This is a genomic window from Paraburkholderia sp. FW306-2-2C-D06C (genome assembly GCF_058781505.1).
Genome location: NZ_JBYSWU010000042.1, coordinates 1 through 25,996 on the forward strand (window position 1 = coordinate 1; position 25,996 = coordinate 25,996).

At 58.7% G+C, this 25,996-nt stretch carries 23 protein-coding genes; 13 read left to right on the forward strand and 10 right to left on the reverse strand.

Annotated elements, in window-relative coordinates; translation table 11 throughout:
• Window positions 1-135: 135 nt before the first annotated feature.
• From AC3WLT_RS26310 to AC3WLT_RS26325, 4 genes are all read right to left on the reverse strand, one after another.
• The gene (locus tag AC3WLT_RS26310; RefSeq protein ID WP_492594609.1) at window positions 136-342 is read right to left on the reverse strand and encodes a hypothetical protein; all 207 of its coding nucleotides are present in this window, start codon (window positions 340-342) and stop codon (window positions 136-138) included.
• 328 nt (window positions 343-670) lie between these two features.
• The gene (locus AC3WLT_RS26315; protein ID WP_492594610.1) at window positions 671-829 is read right to left on the reverse strand and encodes a hypothetical protein; all 159 of its coding nucleotides are present in this window, start codon (window positions 827-829) and stop codon (window positions 671-673) included.
• A 147-nt stretch (window positions 830-976) separates the two neighbouring features.
• Window positions 977-1,786: a transglutaminase-like domain-containing protein gene (locus tag AC3WLT_RS26320; RefSeq protein WP_492594611.1), complete on the reverse strand. Its 810-nt coding sequence runs from the start codon at window positions 1,784-1,786 to the stop codon at window positions 977-979.
• Between the two features lie 24 nt (window positions 1,787-1,810).
• The gene (locus AC3WLT_RS26325) at window positions 1,811-2,686 is read right to left on the reverse strand and encodes a transglutaminase family protein (RefSeq protein WP_492594612.1); all 876 of its coding nucleotides are present in this window, start codon (window positions 2,684-2,686) and stop codon (window positions 1,811-1,813) included.
• Window positions 2,687-3,524: 838 nt separating this feature from the next.
• Here AC3WLT_RS26325 and AC3WLT_RS26330 point away from each other — a divergent pair.
• From AC3WLT_RS26330 to AC3WLT_RS26350, 5 genes are all read left to right on the forward strand, one after another.
• Window positions 3,525-3,710, forward strand: coding sequence for a hypothetical protein (locus AC3WLT_RS26330; RefSeq protein WP_492594613.1), 186 nt, complete (start codon window positions 3,525-3,527; stop codon window positions 3,708-3,710).
• Window positions 3,711-3,977: a DUF1488 family protein gene (locus tag AC3WLT_RS26335; RefSeq protein ID WP_492594614.1), complete on the forward strand. Its 267-nt coding sequence runs from the start codon at window positions 3,711-3,713 to the stop codon at window positions 3,975-3,977.
• Between the two features lie 462 nt (window positions 3,978-4,439).
• Entirely contained in the window at window positions 4,440-5,348 is a 909-nt protein-coding gene (locus AC3WLT_RS26340) for a LysR substrate-binding domain-containing protein (protein ID WP_492594615.1), read from the forward strand.
• A gap of 179 nt (window positions 5,349-5,527) precedes the next feature.
• Window positions 5,528-6,874: an MFS transporter gene (locus tag AC3WLT_RS26345; RefSeq protein WP_492594670.1), complete on the forward strand. Its 1,347-nt coding sequence runs from the start codon at window positions 5,528-5,530 to the stop codon at window positions 6,872-6,874.
• A gap of 31 nt (window positions 6,875-6,905) precedes the next feature.
• Window positions 6,906-7,910, forward strand: a complete 1,005-nt coding sequence (locus tag AC3WLT_RS26350) for a M14 family metallopeptidase (protein ID WP_492594616.1) — start codon at window positions 6,906-6,908, stop codon at window positions 7,908-7,910.
• 43 nt (window positions 7,911-7,953) lie between these two features.
• Here the strand turns inward: AC3WLT_RS26350 and AC3WLT_RS26355 are convergent, their stop codons facing one another.
• Complete coding sequence (locus tag AC3WLT_RS26355; protein WP_492594617.1) at window positions 7,954-9,027, reverse strand: ROK family transcriptional regulator; 1,074 nt, start codon at window positions 9,025-9,027, stop codon at window positions 7,954-7,956.
• A gap of 368 nt (window positions 9,028-9,395) precedes the next feature.
• On the opposite strand from AC3WLT_RS26355, the gene AC3WLT_RS26360 reads away from it, so the two are divergent.
• From AC3WLT_RS26360 to AC3WLT_RS26375, 4 genes are all read left to right on the forward strand, one after another.
• The gene (locus tag AC3WLT_RS26360; protein ID WP_492594618.1) at window positions 9,396-9,587 is read left to right on the forward strand and encodes a hypothetical protein; all 192 of its coding nucleotides are present in this window, start codon (window positions 9,396-9,398) and stop codon (window positions 9,585-9,587) included.
• 472 nt (window positions 9,588-10,059) lie between these two features.
• Window positions 10,060-12,849, forward strand: a complete 2,790-nt coding sequence (gene cphA / locus AC3WLT_RS26365; RefSeq protein ID WP_492594619.1) for a cyanophycin synthetase — start codon at window positions 10,060-10,062, stop codon at window positions 12,847-12,849.
• 130 nt (window positions 12,850-12,979) lie between these two features.
• Window positions 12,980-13,288: a hypothetical protein gene (locus tag AC3WLT_RS26370; RefSeq protein WP_492594620.1), complete on the forward strand. Its 309-nt coding sequence runs from the start codon at window positions 12,980-12,982 to the stop codon at window positions 13,286-13,288.
• A 147-nt stretch (window positions 13,289-13,435) separates the two neighbouring features.
• Window positions 13,436-15,145, forward strand: a complete 1,710-nt coding sequence (locus AC3WLT_RS26375) for a transglutaminase-like domain-containing protein (RefSeq protein ID WP_492594621.1) — start codon at window positions 13,436-13,438, stop codon at window positions 15,143-15,145.
• Window positions 15,146-15,272: 127 nt separating this feature from the next.
• Here AC3WLT_RS26375 and AC3WLT_RS26380 read toward each other — a convergent pair whose 3' ends face one another.
• The 5 genes from AC3WLT_RS26380 to AC3WLT_RS26400 all read right to left on the reverse strand — a co-directional run bounded on the left by AC3WLT_RS26380 (window position 15,273) and on the right by AC3WLT_RS26400 (window position 21,113).
• Window positions 15,273-16,097: a cyanophycinase gene (locus AC3WLT_RS26380; RefSeq protein WP_492594622.1), complete on the reverse strand. Its 825-nt coding sequence runs from the start codon at window positions 16,095-16,097 to the stop codon at window positions 15,273-15,275.
• A gap of 230 nt (window positions 16,098-16,327) precedes the next feature.
• On the reverse strand, window positions 16,328-17,206 hold the full coding sequence (locus AC3WLT_RS26385) for a cyanophycinase (protein WP_492594623.1): 879 nt from the start codon (window positions 17,204-17,206) through the stop codon (window positions 16,328-16,330).
• Window positions 17,207-17,526: 320 nt separating this feature from the next.
• A complete protein-coding gene (locus AC3WLT_RS26390) occupies window positions 17,527-17,820 on the reverse strand; it encodes a DUF1330 domain-containing protein (RefSeq protein WP_492594624.1) in 294 nt (97 codons plus the stop codon).
• Between the two features lie 270 nt (window positions 17,821-18,090).
• Complete coding sequence (locus tag AC3WLT_RS26395) at window positions 18,091-19,698, reverse strand: methyl-accepting chemotaxis protein (RefSeq protein ID WP_492594625.1); 1,608 nt, start codon at window positions 19,696-19,698, stop codon at window positions 18,091-18,093.
• 539 nt (window positions 19,699-20,237) lie between these two features.
• The gene (locus tag AC3WLT_RS26400) at window positions 20,238-21,113 is read right to left on the reverse strand and encodes an SDR family oxidoreductase (RefSeq protein WP_492594626.1); all 876 of its coding nucleotides are present in this window, start codon (window positions 21,111-21,113) and stop codon (window positions 20,238-20,240) included.
• Window positions 21,114-21,502: 389 nt separating this feature from the next.
• On the opposite strand from AC3WLT_RS26400, the gene AC3WLT_RS26405 reads away from it, so the two are divergent.
• The 4 genes from AC3WLT_RS26405 to AC3WLT_RS26420 all read left to right on the forward strand — a co-directional run bounded on the left by AC3WLT_RS26405 (window position 21,503) and on the right by AC3WLT_RS26420 (window position 25,960).
• Window positions 21,503-21,955, forward strand: coding sequence for a universal stress protein (locus AC3WLT_RS26405; protein ID WP_492594627.1), 453 nt, complete (start codon window positions 21,503-21,505; stop codon window positions 21,953-21,955).
• Between the two features lie 318 nt (window positions 21,956-22,273).
• Window positions 22,274-23,947 (forward strand): alkaline phosphatase family protein, encoded by a 1,674-nt coding sequence (locus tag AC3WLT_RS26410; RefSeq protein ID WP_492594628.1) that lies wholly within the window; start codon window positions 22,274-22,276, stop codon window positions 23,945-23,947.
• Between the two features lie 475 nt (window positions 23,948-24,422).
• On the forward strand, window positions 24,423-25,019 hold the full coding sequence (locus AC3WLT_RS26415) for a TetR/AcrR family transcriptional regulator (protein WP_492594629.1): 597 nt from the start codon (window positions 24,423-24,425) through the stop codon (window positions 25,017-25,019).
• A gap of 278 nt (window positions 25,020-25,297) precedes the next feature.
• Window positions 25,298-25,960, forward strand: a complete 663-nt coding sequence (locus tag AC3WLT_RS26420; protein WP_492594630.1) for a DUF3313 domain-containing protein — start codon at window positions 25,298-25,300, stop codon at window positions 25,958-25,960.
• Window positions 25,961-25,996 lie beyond the last annotated feature (36 nt).

Sequence of the window (25,996 nt, forward strand, 5' to 3'; positions counted from 1 at the left end):
GTTCGGCGAGCGGTTCACCGCCGCCATCAGCTGAGATTTTTAACCGACCTCAGCACACAAAATTCCTGACACCTCCCTCACGATGGCGGGCGAAGTGAATTTCCGCCCGCATCGCATCAGATCACCGAGACCATATCACTCCTTTCCCCCACCGTTGATCCCGCTGCCACTTCGCCATACCTGCTTTCCCCGCTCGGAGAGCTCGCCGCAACTATGCTCCGCGTCGGCCTCCGTCCCTTCTACCGCCATTTCGCCGCCTGCCTGTTCCTGCGCCTTTTGCTTCTGCCCGTGCCGCGCTGCCACGGCTTCATCGTGCGACCTGCCTGCGTAATTCATGGTCATCTCGCCAACTCCTCTAAAAAGTAGTCTTTGCAACCTGCCAATCTGCCCAGCGCGTGTCATTTCTCGAGCGACAATCCCAATTGCTTGCGTAGCCTGTCCAATACGTGGTGTTCACCCATCCAACGGATCTCCCGCTTCCGCAGAAGGCTGCGCCTGTATCGCCGCAGCGACACGCCGAACATCAGCGCCAGCCCGACCGCGATGCCCCACATTGCGTACGTCATATCATCCTTTTCAATCTGTTCTCGCTTTACATCAGGCGACAAACCGCGCGATAGAGAAATAGCACGCGCGCGCCCCGGCGCTTCCAAATATCATGTTGAATCACTCAGTGCTTATGGCGCAGCCAGTCGCGAATCGGATGCGCGTCCAGCCAACGGGTCACCGGCTCGTCCTTGTGTTCTCGCCGGTACCGTGCCGCTGTGAATATCGCGACGCACAGCAGCACCACGATCCCCACTACAAAACTGATCATTGACTGGCTCATGGCAGCCTCCTTTGAGACCAGAACCATGCTTATATTTTAGGTGACCAGAGAAATAGCAGGAGCCAGCCAGAGAGGACCACCGTCTGGCTTGTCGGAAACGCCGGTTTTCGGAGCTTGCCCAAGACGCCGCGAAGTCTGTCCGGCCGATCACCCTTGCTCCGGCGCACAATGCACGGCGAAGGTCACAAGCTTTGCCGGGCCGAAGGTGTTGCTTATCGCGACATCGGCAGCATCTCGTCCGCGGGCCATCAACACCCGTCCAGTGCGCTGCACGTTGTTGCGCGGGTCGAATGTCTGCCAGCAGCCGCCGACATACGCCTCGAACCAGGCCGCGAAGTCCATGGCGCTGTAGGGTGGGGCCACACCGATGTCACTGATATATCCCGTGCAGTAACGCGCCGGAATGTTCATGGCCCGGCAGAATGTGACTGCCAGATGGGCAAAATCGCGACACACTCCCCGCCGCTCGTGGTAGACCTGCCACGCTGTTTTGGTCGATCGGGCAAACTCGTACCCAAAGACAATATGGCGATGAACAAAATCACAGATCGCTTGCACCCGATCGCGGCCGGGCGACGATTTGCCGAAAAGCTGCCACGCGACATCGGACAACAAATCGGTCTCGCAATAGCGGCTACCTAGCAGAAACACCATGCATTCGTCAGGCAATTCCTCGACCGGATGCTGGTAACCGTAAGGCTCCCGCTCTTCGGGTTGGTCGGAAATCTCAAGCAACGCGGTCGTCGACATTTCGATTCGACCCGGCGGTGCGACGAGCCGGCTACAGAGATTACCGAAACCATCCCGATACTGCAGGATGGTCACCGATGGGGCGACGACAAGCAGATCCGCCGACAATACATCCTGCGCGCGCGAGTAGTGCGTGTTCAGCATCAGCATCATGGGGGTGTACTGCACGCACTCGTAAATCAGTTCATAACCAACACGAAGTTTCATTGCAGCGGCCTTTCGCAGAAAGATTCAACAGCGGTCCTCGGTGACACTCACTTCGACATCCAAACCGCGAAACGAGTCTGGCGTCCCTGTCCAGGTTCCCCACAAGGGCAAGGCCTGATGCTGATCCCACGCCACGGCTACCCGGATCAGGTGCTGATTTCCGATAATGCTGTTGGTCGGATCGAAATCCACCCAGCCCGCGCCCGGCAGGAAGATCTGCAGCCATGCGTGTGTGGCACCACCTCCTTGAGTGGCGTCGTGATCCGGAACAAAGACGTAGCCACTTACGAACCGTGCGGCGAGGCCAAGGGAGCGAACTGCGTCGATCATGAGAACGGCGAAATCGCGGCAGCTGCCACTACGACGGCACAACGTATCAGCCGGGCGGTAGACACCCTTCTCCGCGCGCCGGACATAAAGAAATCCGTCTTTGATCTCCGTCGTCATGGCCCGCAGGAGCGCCATTGTCGACGTGTTGCCACCTCGCGCAATGAAACTGTGCGCCCACCTGTCGACGGCCGCATCAGGATACCGTCGGCTGCGCGCATTCACGAGATCTGTGGCCTCCTCGTTGGTGTACGCGAACGGCCAGGTCGCGGCATAGGGCTCGATCGCATATTCAGGCAGTGGCGCTTCGTAGTGCTCGAGCGTGACCGTGCTATCGAACAGGAGTTGAGATGCTTCGTCGGAAAACGTGGCTATTGCGACCGAATTGTCGAACACATCGTGCAGCCAGTGCAGGCGGGCAGGTGTCGGCGTAATGCACAATTGTGAGGTCACGAGACGCAGGTCATGGCCGGAGCGTGGGCGAAACATCATCCGATGCTCACCGAAACTCACTGGCTCAGAATAGCGATAGGTGCTCTTATGTCGAACAGTGAGGCATCGCGGCCCACTCATGTCGTTCTACCTGATTCAAGCGTCACTGCTGCTGCACGAAACCTGCAGTGACAGTGTGATCTGGCCTTCAACTTCAAGAAGGACCTGCACAGCGTCTTAACCGAATTTTCCAGCTCGGGTGCATGATTCGACAGGCATGTCTTCCAGCATACACGGATATAAAAAGTTAAAAGTCCTCATTTCGAATTTGCTGATTGAACACTACGGCGTCACGGAGTGGCATCGGCAAATTACGCTATGCAATTCCTCGCGCTTGCTGTGGCAACAAGGCAAGGACCAGTGAACCTGGCGGGGGTTCACGTCACATGAAAGGGCCGTGCGCGCAGAGTGTCGGCGTGGTGCGCGGGGAAAGTCGCCTGAATGAGCGTTTCGCGATTGCACTTGCATCGCTGCGGTAAAGAGCGCACTCTCGTCATGTTCGATGTGCGTGGCCGCTGGTTCTTCATCGACTCCTTGCGATTGCTTCGGTCAATAAGGCTCCCCAGAAAGCACACCACAACGATCCCGACAGCGCATATCGTGGCGGCAAACTTCGTGAGTCATCCAGTCTGCGTTTGCCCTATTTCGGTAGTCGACTTGCCTGGCGCTCGAGACGCTTCTCCAAAAATTGTCTGAATCGGGACGTTTTCAAGGACGTAATCGACTCGGCAATATTCTGTGATCTGCAGGAGCGCAAACCCGGGCAGCGCTGTGGGGTTCGGCCCGGCGTTCGGTGCGCAGGAGTTGCTGCAGGCGGTAAGCTCGCAAGCGCCCGATCGCGCCTCTCATGCGGGGTGCCGTCCACGAAATCCGCTTGTCGCGTCGGCCTCGATATTTGAAATTTTTTACAGGAACCAGCATGCCAAAGCAAACCAAAGTGTACTCAGCCTCGTCTGTCAGGCAAAGCGACTTCATCGTCACGCAGAAGGCGCGCGCCTCTGCACTGGAGAAGGCGGAAAACGAGCGCGCCCAGAAGCGGCGCGATAATGACGCCCGCATCAATGTCAACGCGAGCAAGTGGCGATATATCTGTTCCGGTGAGTAGGTGGGGAAAGGTAGCGCGGTGCTCAACTTTCCTAATCCCAGTCGCATCTACGACGCTTCCAGACACTGTGTGTGCTTCTGGGGCTACGACAATTCTCGCGAGATTGCCTTTCTGGTCGACGATGCGATGCTGACGAAACTGAACCCTGACATGGGTTCTGACGAGCCCGCGTTGCTGGCAGCCTTCGACCGCAATCGCGACCGAATTCTGGAACTTGCCAGAGACCTTTATAGCGGTGGCCCCCGGAGCAGGTACACGATCGCGTGAATGAGGTGGCCTGTCGGCACGAGCACCACACGTGCGCCTTCCTGCTGACGCGGACGGAGCCGCAGGCAATCACCGGCTTACGTTGCGACCTGGCAACCCTTCGGGCCGACGCAAGTCTCGTGCGTTCGATTATGGGTAGCCACCTGCCGGAAATGCGGGAGCCAAACCTGGCGCAGCTTTGCAGACGATTGTAGGAGTCGGCTGCCTTCCGCCATTAAGATTCCCGGGGATTCCCAGGGCGTCTTGTACCGAAACCATCGTGCCCGACAATTTCAGGTCAGGTGTGCACAATCCCGGCTTTTACGACCCCATCGCACACCGCACTCATGGTGTGATGGCCTCGCATTGTTCCGTGGCAGCCGTCCCCAATACGTTGGGTACAGTGCAGCCCTGCTCGCGACTAGTTCGATTTACTGGATAATGCGAATTCTCGAGTGCAGTTGAAACCGGCAAAGAGCGTGCATGCAGATCAAATGGCTGGAAGATTTCAGGGAACTGGCAAAGACGCGCAGTTTCAGCCGTGCAGCCGAAAATCGTAACGTTACCCATCCGGCCTTCGGTCGACGCATCAGGGCATTGGAGGAATGGGTGGGCACAGCGTTGGTCGACCGCGGAGTGCAGCCGGTCGCCTTGACGCCAGCTGGGCGGCTATTTTTGGATGCTGCATCCAATGCCATTGATGACTTGAATGAAGCACGCTGGTTACTGCGTGAAGTCGAACTCCCGGTCGCGCTCAAAATCGGTACGGGCAGGACCCTCGCGCGCACGTTCGTGCCGGGCTGGTATCAGGATCTGTATGAGCAGCGCGGCCCTTTTCCGATTAGCGTGACGACCGGCGGCACGCAGGGAGGCGTGCTGGAACTCGCCGATGGCACGACCGACCTGCTCATATCCTATGCGAGTCCGCAGGCCGATGCGTTGCTCGATCCGCGGAAATACGACCACTGCCGGTTGGACAGCGAGACGCTTGTACCGGTCAGCATTCCCGATAAGCGCGGACATCCGCGTTTCAGGCTGCCCGGTTCGGCCGGCTCGCCGTTGCCATGGCTTGCGTTTTCCCGCGGCCTGACGCTTCGGCAAATCCTCGACAGTCATCTCGCAGCGACTGACCAGAAAGCCTTTCTAACGCCCGTGTTCCAGGCCGATTTCTACGAGGCTGTGGAGGAAATGGCCTTGCGGGGTTTTGGCATGGCGTGGCTGCCGCACCGGCTGGTAAAGAACGACCTCGGTGCTGGCGCGTTGTGTCTTGCGGGCGTCAAGGAATGGAACATCCGCGTTGACATCAGCATGTACCGCGTACGCAGCAATCAGAACGCGTTGCTAGACGAGGTCTGGAAACTTGCCATCTCCAACGCCCAGCGGCTGGGCTAGCAACAAACGCTCGCCACCCGTACGCAACGGCGGTTGCTCAAAGTAGCCCGACCTTGTGCCAAAACGGCACAGACGGTCTTTTTGCGCTCCATAGACTCCTTCGAACCCCTCGCCGACTAGACGGACAAACCTGGCGGGGAGACTTTGAGGAAAGAACTATGCTCGCGAGAACGCTCGGCATGAAAGATAGCGACAGCGCGGATCGTCCAGAGGACGCGTTGCTTAACACCACCGCGACGTCACAGCGACCCGCCGCCTGGCGCGCAGTACTGGCGGCGAGCGTCGGAAACGCGCTCGAATACTACGATCTGCTGATCTATGGCTATTTCGCCATCACCATCGGCAAGCTTTTTTTCCCGACCGGCGACGACTGGACTTCACTGATGCTGTCCGTCGGCACCTTCGGCATTTCGTTCATCATGCGGCCGCTAGGCTCCATTGTGCTGGGTAGCTATGCGGACCGCGCAGGGCGCAAGGCTGCACTCACCTGGTCCATCCTGCTGATGATGATCGGCACGGCGATGCTCGCTCTCGCACCTACCTATGCGCGTATCGGACTGTGGTCCCCCGCGCTCGTGATCGTCGCGCGGTTGCTGCAGGGATTTTCGACTGGCGGCGAATTCGGCGCCGCGACGGCCTTCATGGTCGAGCACGCCGATGGCAAGCGGCTGGGTTACAGCGGCAGTTGGCAAGCATCGACTCAAGGTCTCGCGACCGTCCTTGCCGCCGGTCTTAGTACGGTGCTGACCTATACCCTCAGCACGCAGCAGATCGATGCCTGGGGATGGCGAGCAGCCTTCCTGTTCGGTTTGCTGATCGGGCCGATCGGCCTCTACATACGTCGCTATACACCGGAAACGCCAGAGTTCCTTGCGCTGCAGGCGACTAGCCGAAGCGATCAACGCGAGGTTTCCCCGTTACGCGATACGCTGACGATCGGCTTGCCCGGCCTTTTGCTTGGCGCGGGCGTCGTGGTGGCGGTGACGGCGTTCAGCTACGTGCAGAAGGTGTATATGCCCACCTATGCCGTTAAGCAGTTGCATATCGCAACGAGTGCGTCGCTCGTCTGTACGATGGTAACTGGCGTCATGCTGATGGTGATGGCCCCGTTTTTTGGTTTGCTGTCGGACCGATATGGGCGCATCCGCGTGATTGCCATCGCGATGATCGTGATCGCCGTATCCACGTATCCGATGTTTTCCACCATGGTCGCGTATCCGACCTTTGCGACGCTGCTGGCGACCCAGGCGATCGTTGGTGTACTGCTTGCGGCGATTCTCGCGCCCTTGCCGGCGCTGCTCTCCGAAATATTCCCGACCCGTACCCGAGGCACGGGACTGGCGCTGAGCTACAACTTGTCCGTGACGATTTTCGGCGGCTTTTCGCCACTGATCGTGACCTGGCTGATCGGAACGACACACAACAAGACATCGCCCAGTTTCTACGTGCTGGCTACAACTTTGATCAGCCTCGCCGCGTTGTGGCTGCTGCGCCGCCGCAGCGCATTTCGGCACGGCAGCGACTGACGCGACGACACGTTCTTTGGGAAAACTAAAAATGACGACACTAGAAGCGCTTCGCGCCACGTTGCCGAGCTACCCGATTGAGCTGGATAAGCCCGATATTCGCCGCTGGCGGACCGGTCAGGACGGTATCGACTATGTCCAAAGTTTCGACAGTGGGGTGGCCGGCCCACACGTGATGATCAACGCGCTCACTCATGGCAACGAGATGTGCGGCGCGATAGCGCTCGACATCTTGCTGGCTTCGGGCCTGCGACCGAGCAGCGGGCGATTGACGCTGTCGTTCGCGAACGTGGCGGCGTATGACCGATTCGATCCGGCTGATCCAGACGCCACGCGTTATATCGATGAAGACATGAACCGCCTGTGGGCGCCTGAAAGGCTGGACGGACCGGACGACAATCTCGAGTTGCGCCGGGCGCGTGAACTGCGTCCGCTCATCGATACCGTGGACTTTCTGTTCGACATTCATTCGATGCATGAGAAGTCGGAGCCCCTGATTCTCACTGGCCCGCTCGCGAAGGGCGTGGCGCTAGCGCGGCAGATGGCCGCGCCAGCTCATCTGATGATCGACGAAGGCCATGCCGCAGGGCGACGCTTGCGCGACTATGGCGGTTTCGGCGATCCGAACAGCTCCAAAAACGCGCTGCTGATCGAATGTGGACAGCATTTTGAGAAAGCGGGCCGGGACGTTGCGCTTGATGCTGTATGCCGGTTCCTGACAAGCACCGGCGTGATCGATTCGGCGTCCGTCGCACCATGGATGAAGTCGGCTTCACCACTACGGCCACAATGCATCCGCGTGACTCACGCGGTCACGGCGGACTCGACGGACTTCCGCTTCACCGATGACTTCCGCGGCATGGAAGTGATTGCCGAGGCAGGAACGCTGATCGCCGTCGATGGCGCGTGCCGGATCGTCACTCCTTACGACAACTGTGTGCTGTTGCAACCGTCTCTGCGCCATCTCGGCAAGGGAGTCACCGTGGTCAGGCTCGGCAAGATGGACGTGGCTGACAAGCGCGATCTATGGCAATGAAGAGAACAGGCGGAACACCTCGCGCGCAATCTCGCAGCCTGATTCACTCGAAGAAACATTCCTTCAACGGCACAAGCGCGGCGCCGATTACCGCCGCGTTGCCGTTCGCTTCGCCGAGCACGAGCTTCGGTCTTGGGGGGGCGACGCCATATCGATGCTTTTCCCAAAAGCGGGCCCGCTCAATCAGCATCCTGCCCAATTGAACGGGCAACTGGCCGCCGAATACGATAGCTTCGGGATCGAATAAACCGGCCACGGTGTTGATGACCCGATCCAGTGCGGGCAGGGTGCGCTCGATCCAGCTCTCCACGCCGGGCCATGTCGGATCAAAACGGAAGCGCAAGTCTTCGACCGAGTCGATGTCGACGCCGTTTGCCCGCAATTCCTTGATCAGATACTGCAGCGCCGGACGACGACCGGTCTCGTCCTCGTCATAAATCATCATCTCGCCTGCGTTGCCATGTGAACCAAAATAGGGTTTGCCGTCGATGACAATGCCGCCGCCAAACCCATAGTTGAATGACAGGTAGACGAAACTGCGCGCCCACAGTCCTGCCCCGAGCAGGCTTTCACCGATAGCTGCCGTCGTGGCATTGTTTTCGATCCATACCGGCAGTTCGAAGCAATTTTCAAGAATCGGTTCAAGGTCGATCAATGACCAGTCCTGTAGCGGCTCCGGTGCATTCACCTGGCGCCGCTCGGCAACAAAGAAGCCGGAAATCGCAAAACCCACACCGATAAGGCGCTCGCGCGGCACGTTGTGGCGTACGAGGAGGCGGTCGATCGCGTCATTCACGCTGATGAGCGACGCATTTCGACTCGTTGGCGGCGTCTGGATCTGCACTTGCTCGAGGATATGGCAGCCAAGGTCGGCGAGACACACCGCCATGGAATCGGTGTTGACTGCCACGCCGATCGTATAGGCCGCTTCGCGCACGAGTTCGATGCGCGGACTGGGTTGGCCACGTCCGTTCCTGATGGCCTTGCCCGCCTGCAGCAGGCCACGTCCGATCAGCTGCTCGACAAGGCGATGGACCGATTGCTGTGCCAGATCCGTTTCCAGGGATATGGCTGCACGGGAGATCGCCCGATGACGACGGACGATATCGAGAATCATCCGCTCGCTCGTGCTGGTTGGCTGGATATGCGGATTTCGCCGATTCGATGCCGGCATGCTGGGACTCTGCTCTGAGTTGCTGTTTTTAGTAACCATGGACGGTGTGTCTCGCTCGTTGATGGCCGTGGCGGCCCGTCACGCTGGACTTGCGACCAGGCGCTGATGACACTGCGCATATTAATACTCAATGTGTGTAGTATTCGTGACGAATACAATGATCCGCCGCTGTGGCGACGTCCGCACAAGCCGATGTATGTACGAAGCGCTGGCTTTTTTAAATTTCTCTGGAGGATCACATAGGGTCGTCACGCGATGCTTGCCGCCGATGTGAGCGCCACGCGAATGGGGGGGCCCTGAGGCTCGCCCAGATGACGCAGCGCAGCGCAGCGGCTCATGGCGAGCCACTGCCGTGCCGTGCAGAGACGTTGGCCGTGACGCTTCAGCGCGAAGGCTTCTCCTTCAGGCGCAATCGCTACTCGCAAAAAAAGGGCAACAGAAAAGGCAACCGGACAATTACAGAAGAGATGTTGCTTTATCTGGAATTACCTCTATTTTTGTAGAGGAGTTCTGCACGCCGGACTCGACGCTTTGCGGCAGATTTGCGGCACAGCTTTGGACGCCGTCCGACCATGGCGGCGCAGTGCGCGCGTGGCGCGACCTGTTTGCACTACACGATGGTGTACGCAGCCCTCAAGCGCAAGACGATACGGCGGTCGCGATGCCGCCAACGCCGTCATCGGCAAAACCGTTGCTATCCCGCGATTCAATGCACATAGCCGTCACCAGCGGCGGAGTAGTCCAGCGCAAAGAATTTTTAGCGAAGCGGATGCGCCTTTCGTGCCGTGCCTGCGGCCATCTCCGTGCGCCGCCTCCGCTTCGCTAAAAATCCTCTGCACGAGAGAACAAAAGATGAGGGGCAGCCAGCGATTGTTATGACAATTCGTCGTATTTTTTGAATGTCGTTTAGTGCCTCTCTACGATGGCTCGAAGGGGGGCGGCTTACCTGAGATCAGAACTTCAGGAGGTCATTCGATGGAAATCAAGTCAATCGTCGCTTATCAAGGACCTAATGTTCATGCACATTTCCCGGTGATTCGGTACACCGTCGATCTGGGGAAGCTTGAGGAATGGCCAACCATGCGGCTTGGCCACGACTTCATCGATCGTCTGCTTGGCTATCTCCCCGGCCTTCAACAGCATGGGTGTTCGTACAATACCGCCGGCGGGTTCGTGCGACGCATGTTGGAAGGCGAGGGAACCTGGCTGGGTCACGTGATGGAACACATAGCCATCGAACTGCAGAAGGTGGCAGGTTCGGACGTGAGCTTTGGCAAGACGCGTGCAGCCGGGCCGCGGGGATACTACGACGTAGTCTATGAGTACCATGATGAAGATGTCGGTCGACAGGCCGGAAACCTGTCTCGTGCCTTGATCGAGCATCTTCTTCCTGACGAATTGAAGCCGGAGCACAATCCTGAACAAGATTTCGACTTTGAGCATGAACTGGATGATTTCATCCGTTATGCGCGGAGTCGCGACGTGGGGCCAAGCACTGCTGCGTTGGTGAGCGCCGCTGGGAAGCGTGCAATCCCTTGTACGCGCCTGAACGGCGAGAGCCTGATGCTGCTCGGCTACGGGCGTTTCCAGAAACGGATCAAGGCGACGCTCACCAGCGAGACGCGTCAGATCGCCGTAGACCAGGCATCGGACAAGGAGGAGACCAATCGGACCCTGCATGACGCGGGACTTCCGGTGCCGCGGCAACGAAAGGTCTATAACGCAGGCGACGCTGTCTATAGCGCCGAACGCGTCGGCTACCCGGTCGTGGTCAAGCCCTTGGACAGCAATCACGGGCAAGGCATATCAATCAAGCTTACAAGGCCAGAGCAGGTGGAGCTCGCCTTTGAGAGGGCGCAAGAGTACAGCGGCGGGGTGCTCGTCGAAAGCTATATCCCGGGGTCCGATCACCGCATGCTGGTGGTCAATGGCGAATTGCTGGCGGTTGCCCGGCGCATCCCCGCTCATGTGACGGGCGATGGGGTTCACACCGTAGAGGAGTTGGTGGAAGAGGTGAATAAGGATCCACGCCGGGGTGTGGGGCATGAAAACGTGCTCACCCGCGTGGAGCTCGACGGCGCAGCAAAACGCCTCCTGAATGACGAGGGTTTGAGTCCCGAAACGGTACCCAAGCCGGGCGAGACCGTCTATCTGTGTGCCACCGCCAACCTCTCCACCGGTGGCACCGCCATCGACGTCACCGATAGCGTGCACCCGGACAACCGGGAAATGGCCGTCCGGGCGATCAGGGCCATTGGCCTGGACGTCGGTGGTGTTGATTTCATCACCACCGATATCTCCGCGTCGTATCGTGAGACTGGCGGCGCCATTTGCGAGGTGAATGCCTGCCCGGGTCTACGGATGCATCTGGCGCCGAGCGACGGCACGCCCAGGGACGTGGCCGGGCCCATCATCGACATGCTGTTTCCACCCGGTGCTCCAACGACCGTCCCCATTGCAAGCATTACCGGCACCAACGGCAAGACCACCACGTCGCGCATGCTGGCCCATATCATGAAGCTGGCGGGCTACACGGTGGGTCTGGGTACAACCGATGGCGTCTACATCGACGGACGGCTGACTGTGGAGGGCGACATGACCGGGGCGACATCCGCGCGCATGATTCTCGCGGATCCCGCTGTCGACGCCGCCGTACTGGAGACGGCCCGGGGTGGCCTGCTGCGGTGTGGTTTGGGCTATCCGGAGTGCAACGTGGCGGGCTGCCTCAACGTGACCGCCGATCACCTGGGCCTGCGTGGCGTCGAGACCGTGGAGCAGATGGCCGAGGTCAAGCGCATCGTCATCGAAGTGGCGAAGGACATGGCTGTCGTCAACGCTGACGATCCCTTATGTCTGAAGATGGCGGATCATAGCCACGCAAACCGCCTGGGCTACGTGACCATGAACCCTGCTCACCCCCTGGTCAATGAGCATATACGGGCGGGCGGGGTGGCGGTCATTCTGGACGAAGAGATAAACGGCCACATGATCACCCTGTGGGACGGTGGTCACCGTTTTCCGTTGTTGTGGACGCACCTGATTCCGGCCACGGTGCAAGGGCTCGCTCTGCACAATGTGCAGAACGCGATGTTCGCCGCGGCGCTCGCTCGCGGTCTCAGGATCGATCTCGAGGGCATCCGCCTGGGCCTGCGCACGTTTGAAAACACCTTCCAGCAGACCCCCGGTCGCACGAACATCTATGATCAGCATCCTTTCAGGGTGATTCTGGACTATGCGCACAATCCGGCAGCGGTGAAGACCATGTGCGCTCTTGTAGACCGGCTGGGCGCCGCGCGCGCGAAGATCATTTCGCTGACGGTTCCGGGCGACCGCCGTGACGAGGACGTGCTGGAGATCGCGCGTATTGCGGCCGGACACTTCGAGCATTACATCTGCCACCGGGACTGCGACTCGCGTGGGCGGGCTCACCTCGAAGTGCCGGAAATGCTGTGCTACGCGCTGCGCGAGAACGGGGTCGGGGCAGAGCAGATCGAGGTCATCGCCGATGAGCAGGCAGCGAATCAATCGGCGCTCGAGATGGCCGGCCCTGGCGATCTGCTCCTCCTGTTGAGCGAAGACTACACCCGTGCCTGGCAGCAGATTGTGCACTTCAGGCCCAATGGGCAAGCAGGGCATGCGCTCGAGAGAAGACCAGGGCCCGTCAAGATCCGTCTGGACGATCTGGGCGGGTTCGAATGGGACAGTAGCATGGAGATTATCCGTGACGAGCGCGGCGTGCGGCTGGCGCGAGACATCGAGGACTGAAAGAATGAGTTTTCGCCGTGGTAACGGCGACGTCCCAGGCGGTCGCAAGCCGACCTGGTAGCAGGACCCCAAGGCGGGTGAAGCATCCGATGCACACCCTTCATGAGCGTCAAGACTTAGGAGAGCCAAAATGGACGAGAGACAGAGATTTCTTCTCTACAACGATAACGAAGCCGCGCTCGATGCGTCCTCGAAACGGAGGATAGCCGTCGAAGTCGCGCTGGACCTGATACGTCACGAAGCGATGAGCGGGTCGTCGCGCAATTCCCTGGATTCCAATTTGAGGCACCTCTCGGACTATGCCGATTTTATTCAGGAAGCCTTGAGAGGCAGTGAACAGGAGGCCTTGGGAGGCAATGAGCAGGAGGCCTTGAAGGGTAGGGACCGGGACGCCTCGCGGGATCGGGACCGGGAAGCCTCGAGGGGCAGGGAGCATTAGCGGAGTTGCTGCGCCTGCCTGGGCGTAGCAGGCGCAGCGCTCACGCTCAATGGAGCCCTGTTGCGGTCTCGGGCGCCGCGCCCCGCCTGACTTGACGAGGCACCGGTCCCGCCCGTGCCTCGTCAACCAGAACGATATGGGGGATTTGTGGTCACGCCGATAAAACCTCTCTTTGCGAGGCATATCGTCTCTGTCGATAGCAACGAGGAAGATGCGCTGTTCGTCGTCGATCCGGACCTTGGGGCGCTCGGCAAAATTGACGTTCGCACGGGATTTTTTTACGGGATTGTCAATTTCAGGAGCTTCAACGCGTTCAAAGGATCGGCTGCACTCTGTATGCGGCCGGATGGTATCGTCAATTATTCGCGTTCCAACCGGATCTACGCGGTCGGGATAGAGAATGGAACGGTCCGTGACGCGATGGACACCGTTACGATCGATCAAGCAGAGGAGCTAGTTGGGCTGTGCTGGAAAAACGATCGGTATTATGCGGTCGACAGACGTGGCGCCCTGTTCATTCTGGATGAGGATGGTTTAATACAGGCGACTGAGGTAGGTCATGGTGTCAACGATATTACCTTGCATGGAGATCTCCTGTTTATACTGAACAGCGCCAGCCAGGCCATTTATGTCTACAGCCTTGATGGGATTCATCTGGCATCGCTGACCATACCGTATGAAGGCGCATCAGGAATCGCTTCCATTAAAACGTCAGATAAAGAAGAGCCCGGCATCTATATATATTACAACCAGGATAGCTGGGACGTTTTCGACGATGCGAGTTCTGAATCGGGGAAACGTGGCGGTCCGAATATAAAACTCAACAAGCATGTCTCCGATGGTTTTATAGAGAGACTTGACTACAAAATAATAGAACTTGGTGAGGCCGGGAGTTTCGGCCTTTCGGGAGGGTATGAGGTGAAATTGACTTATGCCGAAATGCTCAAGCCCGCCCGTGAAGTTTTGAACAGAATCGGTGAGGTCGAGATGTGCGTCAGGCTGTCGATTCCAGTCGAGACGCGAAGACAGAAGGTCAAGTCAATCAGGATTATTGGCGACGTTCCGGGCGTTTTAAAAAAAGACGAAAATGGCAACGAGATCGCGGAATTCGATCTGACCGGCGTCGAGCTTGATAAAGAGCGCCGTTCTTTTGGCTATAGTGCTGTAATGGAGGTGTATGGCATACGATACAAGCTGAATGTCGCGGATACGCCCTATCCCGACGATATCAAGACGCGCTTTCTTAAAGAAGAGCCGAGGTATGATATGGACCGGCTGGAATTAAGAGACATTGCAGCCGGGCTGATTTCGGCTCTGCCCGAAAACGAGCGCGGTAATGCGGTCAAAATTGCGAAAGCCGTGCGCGAATATGTTTATAGCAGGTTGGCGTACCGATACAACAACCAGTACACAAGTCCCGTCGAGACCTTGAGAGGCGGCGAAGGGACCTGCGGTAAGTACATGGAGCTGTTAATAGGATTAATGCGGCTTTGCGGGGTCGCATGCAGGCCAGTCGGAGATTTCAAGGTGCCCGAGTATAAGCTGAGATATGCGCGAGTCAACTCGGTCTGTACGCCGGATTACGATCATGCGTGGGTGGAGTTCTACGTGCCCGGGCCAGGGTGGGTACCGATGGAAAGCTCATCGGACAATGCGCCAGAACGGCATGAAAGGTTTTTTGGCGCGCTGTCGTGGATCTATATAGAAAATAGCAGAACAGAAAAGATGTGCGAAATATGCAAGCCCGGTTGCTGGGAAAAGGTCGATAACGATCTGATGTATTCGGCCTTTTTTGTACCTGATATCCAGATCGAGGTCCTTCGAAAGGCCTCGCTGGATGAAGCGTTTCCTGACTGACGTCCGGCGGTCCGCGCCGCATGAGCACTGGGCGGTTGGCGGAAGCCCGCCGCTTGATCGCGAGAGGTCGCCAAGGCGGCTCACGTGATGACTTGAGAAAACCCAAGCTGACCGGCGCGAATCCGAATTAGCGCATGATGGTCGCCCTATGCGCCGCCAAATCATACAGGTCGCCCTCAACAAGGATGTCCAGGTGCAGGCCGATCATGCTGACCGGCGCATGGCGACGATCTGGATGGATCGCGGAGTGCTGGAGTTGGGACGGATTCACAATGGTGATGCCACCGCTGCCCACCACCTGCAGCCCGTGGTCCGGACCAATAAACGCAGCCGTGTCTTCATCCAGGCCGATACCAATGGCTAGCGGGTTGTAAGTCAGGGCCATCAGCAGACGCCCGAGCCGGTCCTGGTGACGATAGTGCTGATCGATGATCAACTGCCCGATCAGGCCTAGGCCAGGCGCCAATTCGACAATGTCCGCGCGGGGCGTCGTGCCGCTCTGTCCGGCCTCAATCATCTGCTCCGGCAGGAACGCGGCTCCCGTCGAGGTGCCGGCCACGTGGATACCCTGTGCATTCCGGTTGCGGATCTTCTGGGCCACCGAAGTGCTGCCCAGGGTCTCGGAAAGATGGACTATCTCGCTCCCGATAAGGAAAATCCCGTCGACGCTATCGAGCACTTCCAGGTTCCGCTCCGACTCGCAGTCGGCTCGGGACCCAAACCTCAGGAGGCTGACCCGATCAACCCGCAGATCGCGGAACGCTCGTTCGTAACGATAGCCAGCGTCGGGCATCTCGGAGACCGTGGCGACGATGGCGATATGCGCACGGGAGCCGCCGCAAAGCTGCACGAAGCGGCGCAGGATGGGGGCCTTCCGTATGCGTCTTCCATCGCCGCCGATGGGGACGATAAAACCGCGTGTGCCGCCCGTGGACGCCTTTGCGCGACTCAACTTTCACTCCGGGTAGAGTGCAAAATCGCGAAGTAGCCGAGGTCTCGTGCAGCCACCACGTGATCCGCCTGTTCCGCCGGCAGCACTGCTGCCGACGGGCTCGCATCAGCTGGCGCCTGTGGTTCCTGCCGACCCAGCCGCTGGTGCCTCGTACGATTATATCGGCAAGCGGATTGCGGCAGACGCGCGCTGCCCGGTTCGTGAATGAAGCGGCTCTGCTTTCTAACCGGTCAGCTCAAGGCAGCGGCGGTCAATTCGCGGGCGGCGTTGCTTTTCGCGGACAAGATACCGCCTGAGAGGGTGTGTGTTACGAGATCGTACGTATTGCCTTCGACGAGGATATGCAGACGTACTCCCGTCAGTCCTACCGGGTCGTCGTGGCGAACCGGCTTTGCAGCCGCATTGCGCAGATTCGACCCGTCGATGATGGTGACGCTACCGGTGCCGACCACCTCCAGCGTGTCGTCTGGACCGATGAACGCGGCCGTATCCTCATCCAGCCCTATGCCCGCCCCGAATGGGATAGAGGCGACCGCCGCGAGCAGGCGCCCGAGTCGATCGCGCTGGCTGAAGTGCTGGTCGATCACAAAGCGGCTGATGAAACCCAGGCCCGGCGCCAGATCGACCATCCCGGCGCGAGGCGTGGCACCGCTCTTGCCGCCGGCGATCATCGCGGCGGACATGGCGGAGGCTCCAGCGGAGGTGCCCGCTACGTGCATACCGTGTGCGTTGCGGCGGCGCAGCTTGTCCGCGGCCGACGTGTCGATCAGCATCTCGGCGAGGCGTACCTGGTCGCCCCCGGTCATGAAGACACCGTCAGCGTGATCGAGCACCTTCAGATATTTGTCGGACTCGCAGTCGGCGCGGGACTTGAATGGCAGGATGCTGACCCGGTCGGCCCCGAGATCGCGGAACACAGTCTCGTAGAGATCCCCCGTATCGTCCAGTGAAGAGGCCGTCGGGATGACCGCGATGTGCGCGCGTGACCCACCACAAAGCTTGACGAAACGACGCAGGATAACCGGGTTCTGGACCCGATTTTCCTTGCCGCCAATGGGGATAATGAAGCCTCGCGCGGCACCGTTCAGCGATTTTCCGGGGTGCATCATTCACTCCTTCCAGATTTGTACCCTACCTTCTATGACCATCGTAACAGCAAAAAACGCGCCAGTGTTTCCTTGAGAAGGGCTCGCGCGCGCTGGGCCGGCCGCGATGAGAAGACACTCGCCGGGACTTCAGACCGACGAGGGGGGCGGGAAGGGCATATGCACACATTGCGTGCATATTTGAACCGATATGGTGCGACATTGACGTGCAACTCAATGACGATCCGCCGAGGATCGTGATCCTCGAGACCAAGTTCCGGACGTCGAGGATCGTGCCACTGCATCCGACGACAGCGCCGGTGAGGCCCGTCGTATCTTGCGAGTCATTCTGCGCCGCGAATGATCCGCAGATCGCGCTCGACGGCGTCGCCCAAGGCTACAAGCGCTTTCTCGTATGCATCGCTTTCATATGCGGCCACTGCCTGCTCGTATGTCGGGAACTCAATCACGACAGTCCGTTCCTTCAAGCCTTGCTCGCGAACCTCGTCGGCTAATCCGCGCACGATGAATTTGCCGCCGGCGGCGGTCACTGCAGGGGCGGCCAACTGTGCATATGCTGCCAACTTCGACGCGTCTTTCGTCTCGCGATACACGGTCACCCAATATCCTTTGCTCATTTGAATCTCCTTGTTTTAAGGCGAGAAAGCAATTGCTGCGTTGCAAGCAACAACGAAGGAATTATGGCATGTGTCGATATCATCGTTTGTTTGCGCGTGGGAATGCTGTGTCCAGCAAAGGACGACGGTCCGCTTTAACGATCCAGCCATCAAGTTCTTCATTTCCTGTCGGCACGGCCTCGATGGTGTCTAACTGAAACATGCACCTGAAAGTGAAATGCTGAATTTTTTGCTACGCCCGATGGAAACGCTGTCGGGCGGCTTGCAACGTTAGCGAATCCGCCCAGCTGAATGTCTGTTCCCGGCGTTGGCGGAGAGATCGTTATCAGCGACCTTGAACACTGAAACGGCGTCCTTGAGCTTCGTCGCCTGTTCCTTGAGTGACTGCGCAGCGGCCGATGCCTGCTCAACGAGTGCCGCGTTTTGCTGGGTCACTTCGTCCATTTGATTGACGGCCTGATTGACCTGCTCAATGCCACGGCTCTGCTCTTCAGAAGCCGCCGTGATTTCGCCCACAATATCGGCGACCTGCTTGATCGCCTGCTTCACGTGGCCCATGGTGGCACTGACTTCCACGGCCTGGTTCGAGCCGTCCTGAATCATCGAGACAGACGAGCCGATCAGTTCCTTGATTTCCTTGGCGGCAGCGGCAGAGCGCTGGGCCAAGCTACGAACCTCGCTGGCAACCACGGCAAAGCCGCGCCCCTGTTCACCAGCACGAGCAGCTTCAACGGCTGCGTTCAGCGCGAGAATGTTGGTCTGGAACGCAATGCCTTCGATCACGCCGGTGATTTCGGAAATCTTGCTCGAGCTTCCGCTGATCTTTCCGATGGTCCCGGCCATGGCTTGTACGGCCTCGTTGCCCGTATTTGCCATGTCGGTGGCATTCGTCGCCAGCATGTTGGCCTGACGCGCATTGTCGGCGTTCTGTTTCACCGTTTCCGTCAACTGGGTCATGCTCGACGCGGTTTCCTCAAGAGACGCCGCTTGCTCTTCCGTGCGGGCTGAGAGGTCAGTATTGCCTCCGGCAATCTCGCTACTGGCTGACTGAACGCCAGATACCTGCTCACCAACGTCGTCCACGAGTGAGCGCAGATTCAGGCCGGCCTGATTGACCGCGCGCATGAGCATACCGATCTCATCGATTCGCTCAAGGTTGACGTTCTGGACTGCTTGTCCAGCTGCGACGGCTTTCGCTTGCTGAAGCACGCTGGCAAGTGGTCCGCTGATCTGGGATTCGAGCCAGGCGCACGCCAGCAGTCCGGATGCTGCAAGTTCAGCCAGAAGGATATAGCCCCATGTCGACCCGAGTAATCCACCTAGCGAAATAGTGCCTGCGGTTGAGGCCATGATAAACACCAGGGCAAGACGGATGCGCCAGCGTGTCGGCAGGGTCTTCAACGCCGAGGTCCATGCAAGCCAGCCCGAACGAACGAGCACGCCTTTTCGCAACGTCAGCCCGCGCATACGACCTTCGCGGAAACGCTGATACAGGGCCTCGGCTGCGCTGATCTCGTCACGACCAGGTAAAGTCCTGACAGACATATATCCAACGTTCGATCCGTTGCGGTTCACTGGCGTAACGTTTGCCCGGACCCAATAATGGTCACCGTCCTTTCTACGATTTTTAACCAGCGCAGTCCATGTCTCGCCCCCTTTCAACGTCGCCCACATGTCCGCAAATGCCTGGACAGGCATATCGGGGTGACGCACGATGTTATGAGGTTGACCGACTATTTCATTGGGTTCAAACCCGCTGACCTGGATGAATGCTGCGTTGGCGTAGGTGATATGGCTTTGCGTATCCGTGACGGACATAAGGGTCATGTCGCTTGGGTAGCTGTATTCCCGTTGGGTCACGGGACTATTGTTGCGCATTGTTGTTTCTCTTCGTCATGGGTAATTTGCAAAGCTATAGGTCTCGGACCCGACGTGGCGTCAGCTGCCAGATCCAAAGACTTAATCAAGTTGTACCTGGCGGTTGCAATCTTGTTCAAGCGCTGGTGCGAATCCAAAAAAATTGGCGTCGAACATGGATATACGGCAGTGGTTGACGATTGCTGAAGAGAAATTTGTGTAAGGGGTAGCTGAAAATTTGCTAGGGATATTCCTATGAAGACCTGTTCCATCGTTCCGTTTGCTACGGTGTGGTCAGCAGGAATCGTTTGGAGTCCGACTCGTGAAAAGCGGAGTGGAAGCTTATCGGATTGCTGAGGCGGCTGGGTCCGAGGTGATCGCAGTTGCAACGCGGCAGGATGGATCAGAACGGTTATCCACCGTTTTCTCGTTCGGCCTATACATCGGCTGTTTCGAGAAGCGTGGACAAGCCGTTAAAAGGAGAGGAGCAAAACCGACCTGCAGCGCGTCGTTGGCGGAAATGCGGAACGCAGGCCGAGATATGGATAGCCGTTTGTGTCTCAAGAGGCGCCGGTACGCTTCGTCATACTGTCTGCCGGTAACATGCCTGGCAAGGCCTCTACAAAGAAATCTGCTTGCAACGCGGTTCCAGCCTGGACGTCGTACTGGGCGAAGTCGCGCACACCCGCCGCCATCAGCACCTCGTCATCGAGGAAAAAGTTTCCCGTACACGCCTTGGCAGGACGCGTCAGGATATAGTGAGCCGCGTCGGCGACTATCTCAGGTGTGCGACACGCCCCAATCATTTCCTCACCGCCAATTTCGTTTCGCACCGCAGCGGTTGCGATAGCCGTTCGGGGCCACAGCGAGTTGACAGCGACACCACGGTTCTTGAATTCGCCAGCAAACGCCAGCGTGAACAGACTCATCGTGTACTTTGAGATCGTATACGCCGGAAAATCCTTAAACCACTTCGCATCGCTGACCAACGGCGGTGACACTGTGAGGATGTGCGGGTTCGGCGAATTGAGGAGATGCGGCAGGCATGCTTGTGCGCATACGAAAGTGCCTCTGCCATTGACCCCATGCATCAGGTCATACCGTTTTACGGGGGTGTCAAGCGTGCCGGTCAGTCGAATGGCGCTCGCATTGTTCACGAGTATATCGATGCCGCCGAATAGCCCGACCGTCTCGGCAACTGCTGCTTTTACACGTTCCTCGTCGCGAATGTCCACGACAAGCGGGAGCGCCTTGCCGCCAGCTTCTTCAATTGCGGCGGCGGCTGTATAAATCGTCCCTTCGAGACGCGGGTCCGGGGCAGCCGTCTTTGCTGCAATCGCGATGTTCGCGCCGTCGCGCGCGGCTCTAAGTGCAATTGCAAGTCCGATGCCGCGACTTCCACCGGATATGAATAGGGTCTTCCCAGCGAGGTTCATGGCCGTCTCCTGATTCCTGATGATTCATGGCAGCATACAGTTCTTCAGGCATTTCGGCGTGGGTGCGCAACGGCACGCCCCCCATTGAGCCTTCCCTCGTATAAAACGGGCCATCATCTCCAGCTCGGCCGCCTCCGCCTCCAGGCGGGCAAGCTGCCCACTCGGAATCCCGGCCTGGCGCTCAGGCGAGATGCCGCTTTCGCGGCGCTCCGTATCCAGGGAAATCCCCAAACTCAATGCGGTCTATCATGGTAGAAACAGCATTCAATTGATCCACGCGGCACGCCCGGGAGACGGTCACGCGCGCCTTCCCGCCGAGGCCGCGAAGTCGAGGAACGGCCGCAGTTCAATCAAAGCATGTTCCGGTTCGAGCCGGATGGGAGCAGATCATGCAGAACGTGCTGGTAGGTTATGACGGGTCGCCATCCGCGCGACATGCTGTCGCTTTTGCGGTCGATCTTGCCAGGCGCTTTGACGCGCGCCTGCATGTCCTCGTCGTGGCGCGCGCGCCGGATTGGGGTGCGATAGAACTGGAAAGAAAGGAAATAGTCGATTACGAGTTGCGCCACGCCAACGAAATCCTCGACGACATCAAGGCGAAGCTCGCCTCTTATGGTGACCATCCCGAGTTCGATCTCGTGATAGGGCAGCCCGCGAAGGAGATCGTGCTCTACGCGGAGCAGCACGATATCGATCATCTTGTCGTCGGGCATCGCGGTCATACACCGTTCGATCGCTGGCTGATCGGTTCAGTCGCCCGCCAGGTTCTCGCGTATGCACCGTGCGCCGTTACGATCGTGCGCGATCCGGCGACGATCAAAAAGGCGCCACGCGAAGGCTGAGCAACGGTCGACGGACGAAGTTCCGTTTGTCCGAACGCGGCCGCTGAGTAGTCGCTGGCTACCATCCGGCAGATCGTCGCTTCCCGGGATGCGCGGCTGGCGCCTCCGCGAGCAAGTCATCCAACCGATCCTGGCTGAAGCGTAGCGTGGCACCGGCACCGGCACCGGCGCAGCGGTTCGCCAGGGCCGTGCTCATGCAAGGGGTCCGTTCGATATTGCGTTAGCGAATCGAAAGTATCGGTTCATCCGTACGTCTTAATTCCGTCGCATTCTCCTACTCTTACCGAATTTTTCGTGATCACTCAAATAGGACAGGGCATGAAGACGATCAGGAGATGGATGCGCGTACGGAATGCCGTCGGCGCCGGCGTTGTGGTGCTCGCCGGCCTGCACGCGGCAGGCGCGGCGGCGCGTGATGCGAATGAACACGAGCATGAACGTGAGGCAGTGAAGCACGTGCTGCTGATCAGCTTCGACGGCTTGCACGAGCAGGATGTCGCGCGCTGCATCGGTTCGAACTCTTGCCCCAATCTCGCGTTGCTGGCAAAGGCCGGCACCACGTACACCAACGCCCACACGCCTGGCCTCTCGGATTCATTCCCGGGTCTCGCCGCGTTAGTCACGGGCGGCTCGCCGAAAACGGCGGGCCTGTTCTATGACGTGTCTTATGACCGCACGCTCTACGCGCCGTCCGATACCCATTGCACCGGCAAGCAGGGGTGGAATGTCGTGTTCGACGAGACCACCGGCATCGATGGAGAGAACGGCGGCGCGCTGACGAATCTCAACGGCGGTGGTGCATTCAATCCGCAGGCCATACCGCGTGCGTTGATCAACGGCGTCTGTACGGCCGTGTACCCGCACAACTATGTGAAGACGAACACGATTTTCGAGGTGGTCAAGCAAAACGTGAAAGGCGCCCGCACCGCATGGGCGGACAAGCACGCGTGGGGCTACGACTGGCTCAACGGACCGTCGGGAACGGGTGTCGACGATCTTTCCCGCACCGAGATCAATTCGATCGATCCGGCTACTCAAACCAGCTACACCGATGTCTATACGCACACGGAAAAGTTCGACGACCTCCATGTGCAGTCGCTGATCAACGAGATCGACGGCAAGGATTCGACCGGCAAAGCTGGTGCCGGCGTGCCCACCGTCTTTGGCACCAACTTCCAGACCTTGAGCATCGCACAGAAGGCGCTCGTGGCGAACGGCGGCGGCTATCTGGACGCGAGCTTTACGCCGGGCCCGCAGGTGACGAGTGCGATTGCTTACATAGACGGGTCCTTGGGCCGCATTGTGTCCGAGCTCAAGCAGCAAGGTCTTTACTCGTCGACGGCGATCATCGTCACCGCGAAGCATGGCCAGTCCCCGACGGATCATTCGAAGCTGGTGAAGGTCGGCGACACGCTCACGAAGCTGCTTGAAGCAAACAATTATCTGGATCCGAACGGCAACTTTGGCCAGGCCAACACGACGAGCGGAAATCTGAATGACGGGACGGGTCTCGTCAATACGGGCTTCGTGCAGACCGACGACGTCGGGCTGATCTGGTTGCGCGATCAAAGCCAGCTGTCAGCGGTAGTGAAGACGCTGAAGGACAACCTGAGCTGCAACGCGCCCGGCATTTGCGCGGATGGCCCGCAAGCGTACATTCTGTACGGCGCGCAGATTGCTGACCGGTTCGGCGATCCCGCGCGCGGACGCACGCCCGATATCATCGTCCAGCCCAACCCCGGCGTCATCTATACGTCGAGCAAGTCCAAGGACGAAGAACACGGCGGCAATGCTCCCGACGACAACCATCTCGGTCTCGTGGTCTACGTGCCCGGTGTCCATCACGCCGGCAAGACCGTCGACGAACGGGTGCTGACTACGCAGGTCGCGCCGACGATCCTGCGCATGCTCGACCTCGACCCCAAACTGCTGCACTCGGTGGCGACCGAAGGAACGCGCACACTGCCTGGCTTCAATCGCGATAACTTCTAAGCGCCCAAAGCCGTCATCAGCGGCGGCGAGCGGCAAACAAGCGGCGCGACGCGACTCCTCGAGACGTTCAACGATCTCATGTCGCGTCGCTACCGGGTTGGGGAGGCCTGCGGGCTAGCCTCTCCAGCCGAACATCACCACACGGCACCCTCGCGGCACCCTCGTCAATCGATCTGTTCAGACATTTTCAGTGCGGCGCAAATGGCGCGGTTGAATGACGCCAGCGAGCGTCTCTGATGCACATGCCATTTGTTGTGACCCCTGATAAGTGGAACGGTCCTTATAAAACAAACCGCCTAGTCGGTTTACAAAAATAATTTGCAGTGTTAGGCTTGCGCCTCACGTGAACCGTCAGGTCTGGACTTTCCGGAATGGACATCGAAGGAGCGACGCATGAAGCAGCTGATTCTCGTGGTATTGCGCCCGCCTATTTTTGTTTGGCTGCGTGAACGCGCATCCACTCCTGAAAGACACCATGGATAATCCTACTCGATCGGAACGTTCCCGTAGAGCCGCTATTCAGGCGGCGCTTACCATCATCGCGCGCGATGGACCGGGGCAGCTCACGTTTGATGCTATTTCGCGCGAAAGCGGCATCAGCAAGGGCGGCTTGATGCATCAGTTTCCGAACAAGCAGGCTGTGCTGAAAGTGCTGCTTGAGCACGAAATCGAGTACTTCGAGAACTTCGCTCGCGACTACCTCGCTGCGGCAGGCACGACGAAGTCCGAGCCCAATCTCGCAGCCGAGATCGCCACGATGCGCGAGGCTACTGACAACCCCCATTTCGCGGGTTTTGCCATTCTTGCCGCTATCGTTGAAGATCCCACTCTTTTGTCCGCCACTCGCGAGACGAGTGCGCAGACAATCAAAGATATCAAGGCCGAGGCCGCCGACCCGGAGCTGGCGGTGTTGCGCTGGGCAGCAGCCAGAGGTCTGGCATTCACCGCTCTCCTTGGCCTCTGTCCGCTTTCCGAAAGGGAACTCGGGCGTCTGTTCGATCGCCTGCTCGATGAACGCCAGTGGGCGCCTGCCGTCCAAAAAGAAACCGCGTGCTGCACGTTCATCGCGTAGCGTTGCTAATGACGCTCAAGGCCGTTGAGCGCAGCGTGTCCCGCGGGAACTCATAAACGGAGCGGGAAGGAATGACCGGATTGCCCAATGTGGTGCACGGGCATCCTGATACAAATGCACTAGCAACAAAGTAGTACTTCGTCCTACGTCGCGCTCAAGAAACAAACCGTCTGGTCGGTTTACATCTTGAAATTGCGATGTTAGGCTTGAGCCTCACATGAACTGTCAGGTCTGGACCTCCCAGAAAGACAGATGCGAATCGGAACCCGGAGAGATAAATGGTCAAGTCAGTTAAGGCGCGGCATCTGTTGATTGCTGCTATCTGCACAGCTTTGATAGGTTGCTCGAGCGTGACGCCAGTCGCGTATTCGGGGATCCCGTCATCCCCCTATTTGCGACCCAATACGCAGGACGACTCTACCCGCGTGCCATATCGCTTTGCGCCTCAGACAGACTGGCAGAAGTACACGAAATTGATTATCGATCCGGTCACGGTTTATCAGGGCGCCGATAACCAGTTTGGCGACATGGGTGGCGAAGATAAAGCGGCTCTTGCGAGCTATATGCAAACCAGGTTTGCGGAAAAGCTGCGAGGCCGATTCCAACTGGCTAATGAGGCCGGCCCCAACACGCTGCGCCTGAAGCTCATCCTGACAGGCGCGAAGACCAATACGCCCGTGTTGAGCACCTTTACCCATTTCGATATTGGGGGCAACCTCTACAACGGCGTTCAAGCCGCACGTGGCAAGGAAGGCGCCTTCAGCGGTTCGGTCACCTACGCCGTCGAAATCTACGACGCGTCGACCAACCGCCTCCTCAGTGCTTACGTGACCAAGCAATACCCGAACGCGTTTAACCTCGGCGCAAGCTTCGGGTCGCTGGGCGCGTCGAAGACCGGGATCGACAAAGGCGCGGACGCGCTGGTTGCGCAATTCAAATGACCTGTATAAAGGGGTAACGCTTCTGGATCGTGTGCC

Bases quoted from the DNA above. Each gene is read 5' to 3' on its own strand.
- AC3WLT_RS26310 (WP_492594609.1), bottom strand. From the start codon at position 342: ATGACCATGAATTACGCAGGCAGGTCGCACGATGAAGCCGTGGCAGCG.
- AC3WLT_RS26315 (WP_492594610.1), bottom strand. From the start codon at position 829: ATGAGCCAGTCAATGATCAGTTTTGTAGTGGGGATCGTGGTGCTGCTG.
- AC3WLT_RS26320 (WP_492594611.1), bottom strand. From the start codon at position 1,786: ATGAAACTTCGTGTTGGTTATGAACTGATTTACGAGTGCGTGCAGTAC.
- AC3WLT_RS26325 (WP_492594612.1), bottom strand. From the start codon at position 2,686: ATGAGTGGGCCGCGATGCCTCACTGTTCGACATAAGAGCACCTATCGC.
- AC3WLT_RS26330 (WP_492594613.1), top strand. From the start codon at position 3,525: ATGCCAAAGCAAACCAAAGTGTACTCAGCCTCGTCTGTCAGGCAAAGC.
- AC3WLT_RS26340 (WP_492594615.1), top strand. From the start codon at position 4,440: ATGCAGATCAAATGGCTGGAAGATTTCAGGGAACTGGCAAAGACGCGC.
- AC3WLT_RS26345 (WP_492594670.1), top strand. From the start codon at position 5,528: ATGAAAGATAGCGACAGCGCGGATCGTCCAGAGGACGCGTTGCTTAAC.
- AC3WLT_RS26350 (WP_492594616.1), top strand. From the start codon at position 6,906: ATGACGACACTAGAAGCGCTTCGCGCCACGTTGCCGAGCTACCCGATT.
- AC3WLT_RS26355 (WP_492594617.1), bottom strand. From the start codon at position 9,027: ATGATTCTCGATATCGTCCGTCGTCATCGGGCGATCTCCCGTGCAGCC.
- AC3WLT_RS26360 (WP_492594618.1), top strand. From the start codon at position 9,396: ATGACGCAGCGCAGCGCAGCGGCTCATGGCGAGCCACTGCCGTGCCGT.
- cphA (WP_492594619.1), top strand. From the start codon at position 10,060: ATGGAAATCAAGTCAATCGTCGCTTATCAAGGACCTAATGTTCATGCA.
- AC3WLT_RS26370 (WP_492594620.1), top strand. From the start codon at position 12,980: ATGGACGAGAGACAGAGATTTCTTCTCTACAACGATAACGAAGCCGCG.
- AC3WLT_RS26385 (WP_492594623.1), bottom strand. From the start codon at position 17,206: ATGATGCACCCCGGAAAATCGCTGAACGGTGCCGCGCGAGGCTTCATT.
- AC3WLT_RS26390 (WP_492594624.1), bottom strand. From the start codon at position 17,820: ATGAGCAAAGGATATTGGGTGACCGTGTATCGCGAGACGAAAGACGCG.
- AC3WLT_RS26395 (WP_492594625.1), bottom strand. From the start codon at position 19,698: ATGCGCAACAATAGTCCCGTGACCCAACGGGAATACAGCTACCCAAGC.
- AC3WLT_RS26400 (WP_492594626.1), bottom strand. From the start codon at position 21,113: ATGAACCTCGCTGGGAAGACCCTATTCATATCCGGTGGAAGTCGCGGC.
- AC3WLT_RS26405 (WP_492594627.1), top strand. From the start codon at position 21,503: ATGCAGAACGTGCTGGTAGGTTATGACGGGTCGCCATCCGCGCGACAT.
- AC3WLT_RS26410 (WP_492594628.1), top strand. From the start codon at position 22,274: ATGAAGACGATCAGGAGATGGATGCGCGTACGGAATGCCGTCGGCGCC.
- AC3WLT_RS26415 (WP_492594629.1), top strand. From the start codon at position 24,423: ATGGATAATCCTACTCGATCGGAACGTTCCCGTAGAGCCGCTATTCAG.
- AC3WLT_RS26420 (WP_492594630.1), top strand. From the start codon at position 25,298: ATGGTCAAGTCAGTTAAGGCGCGGCATCTGTTGATTGCTGCTATCTGC.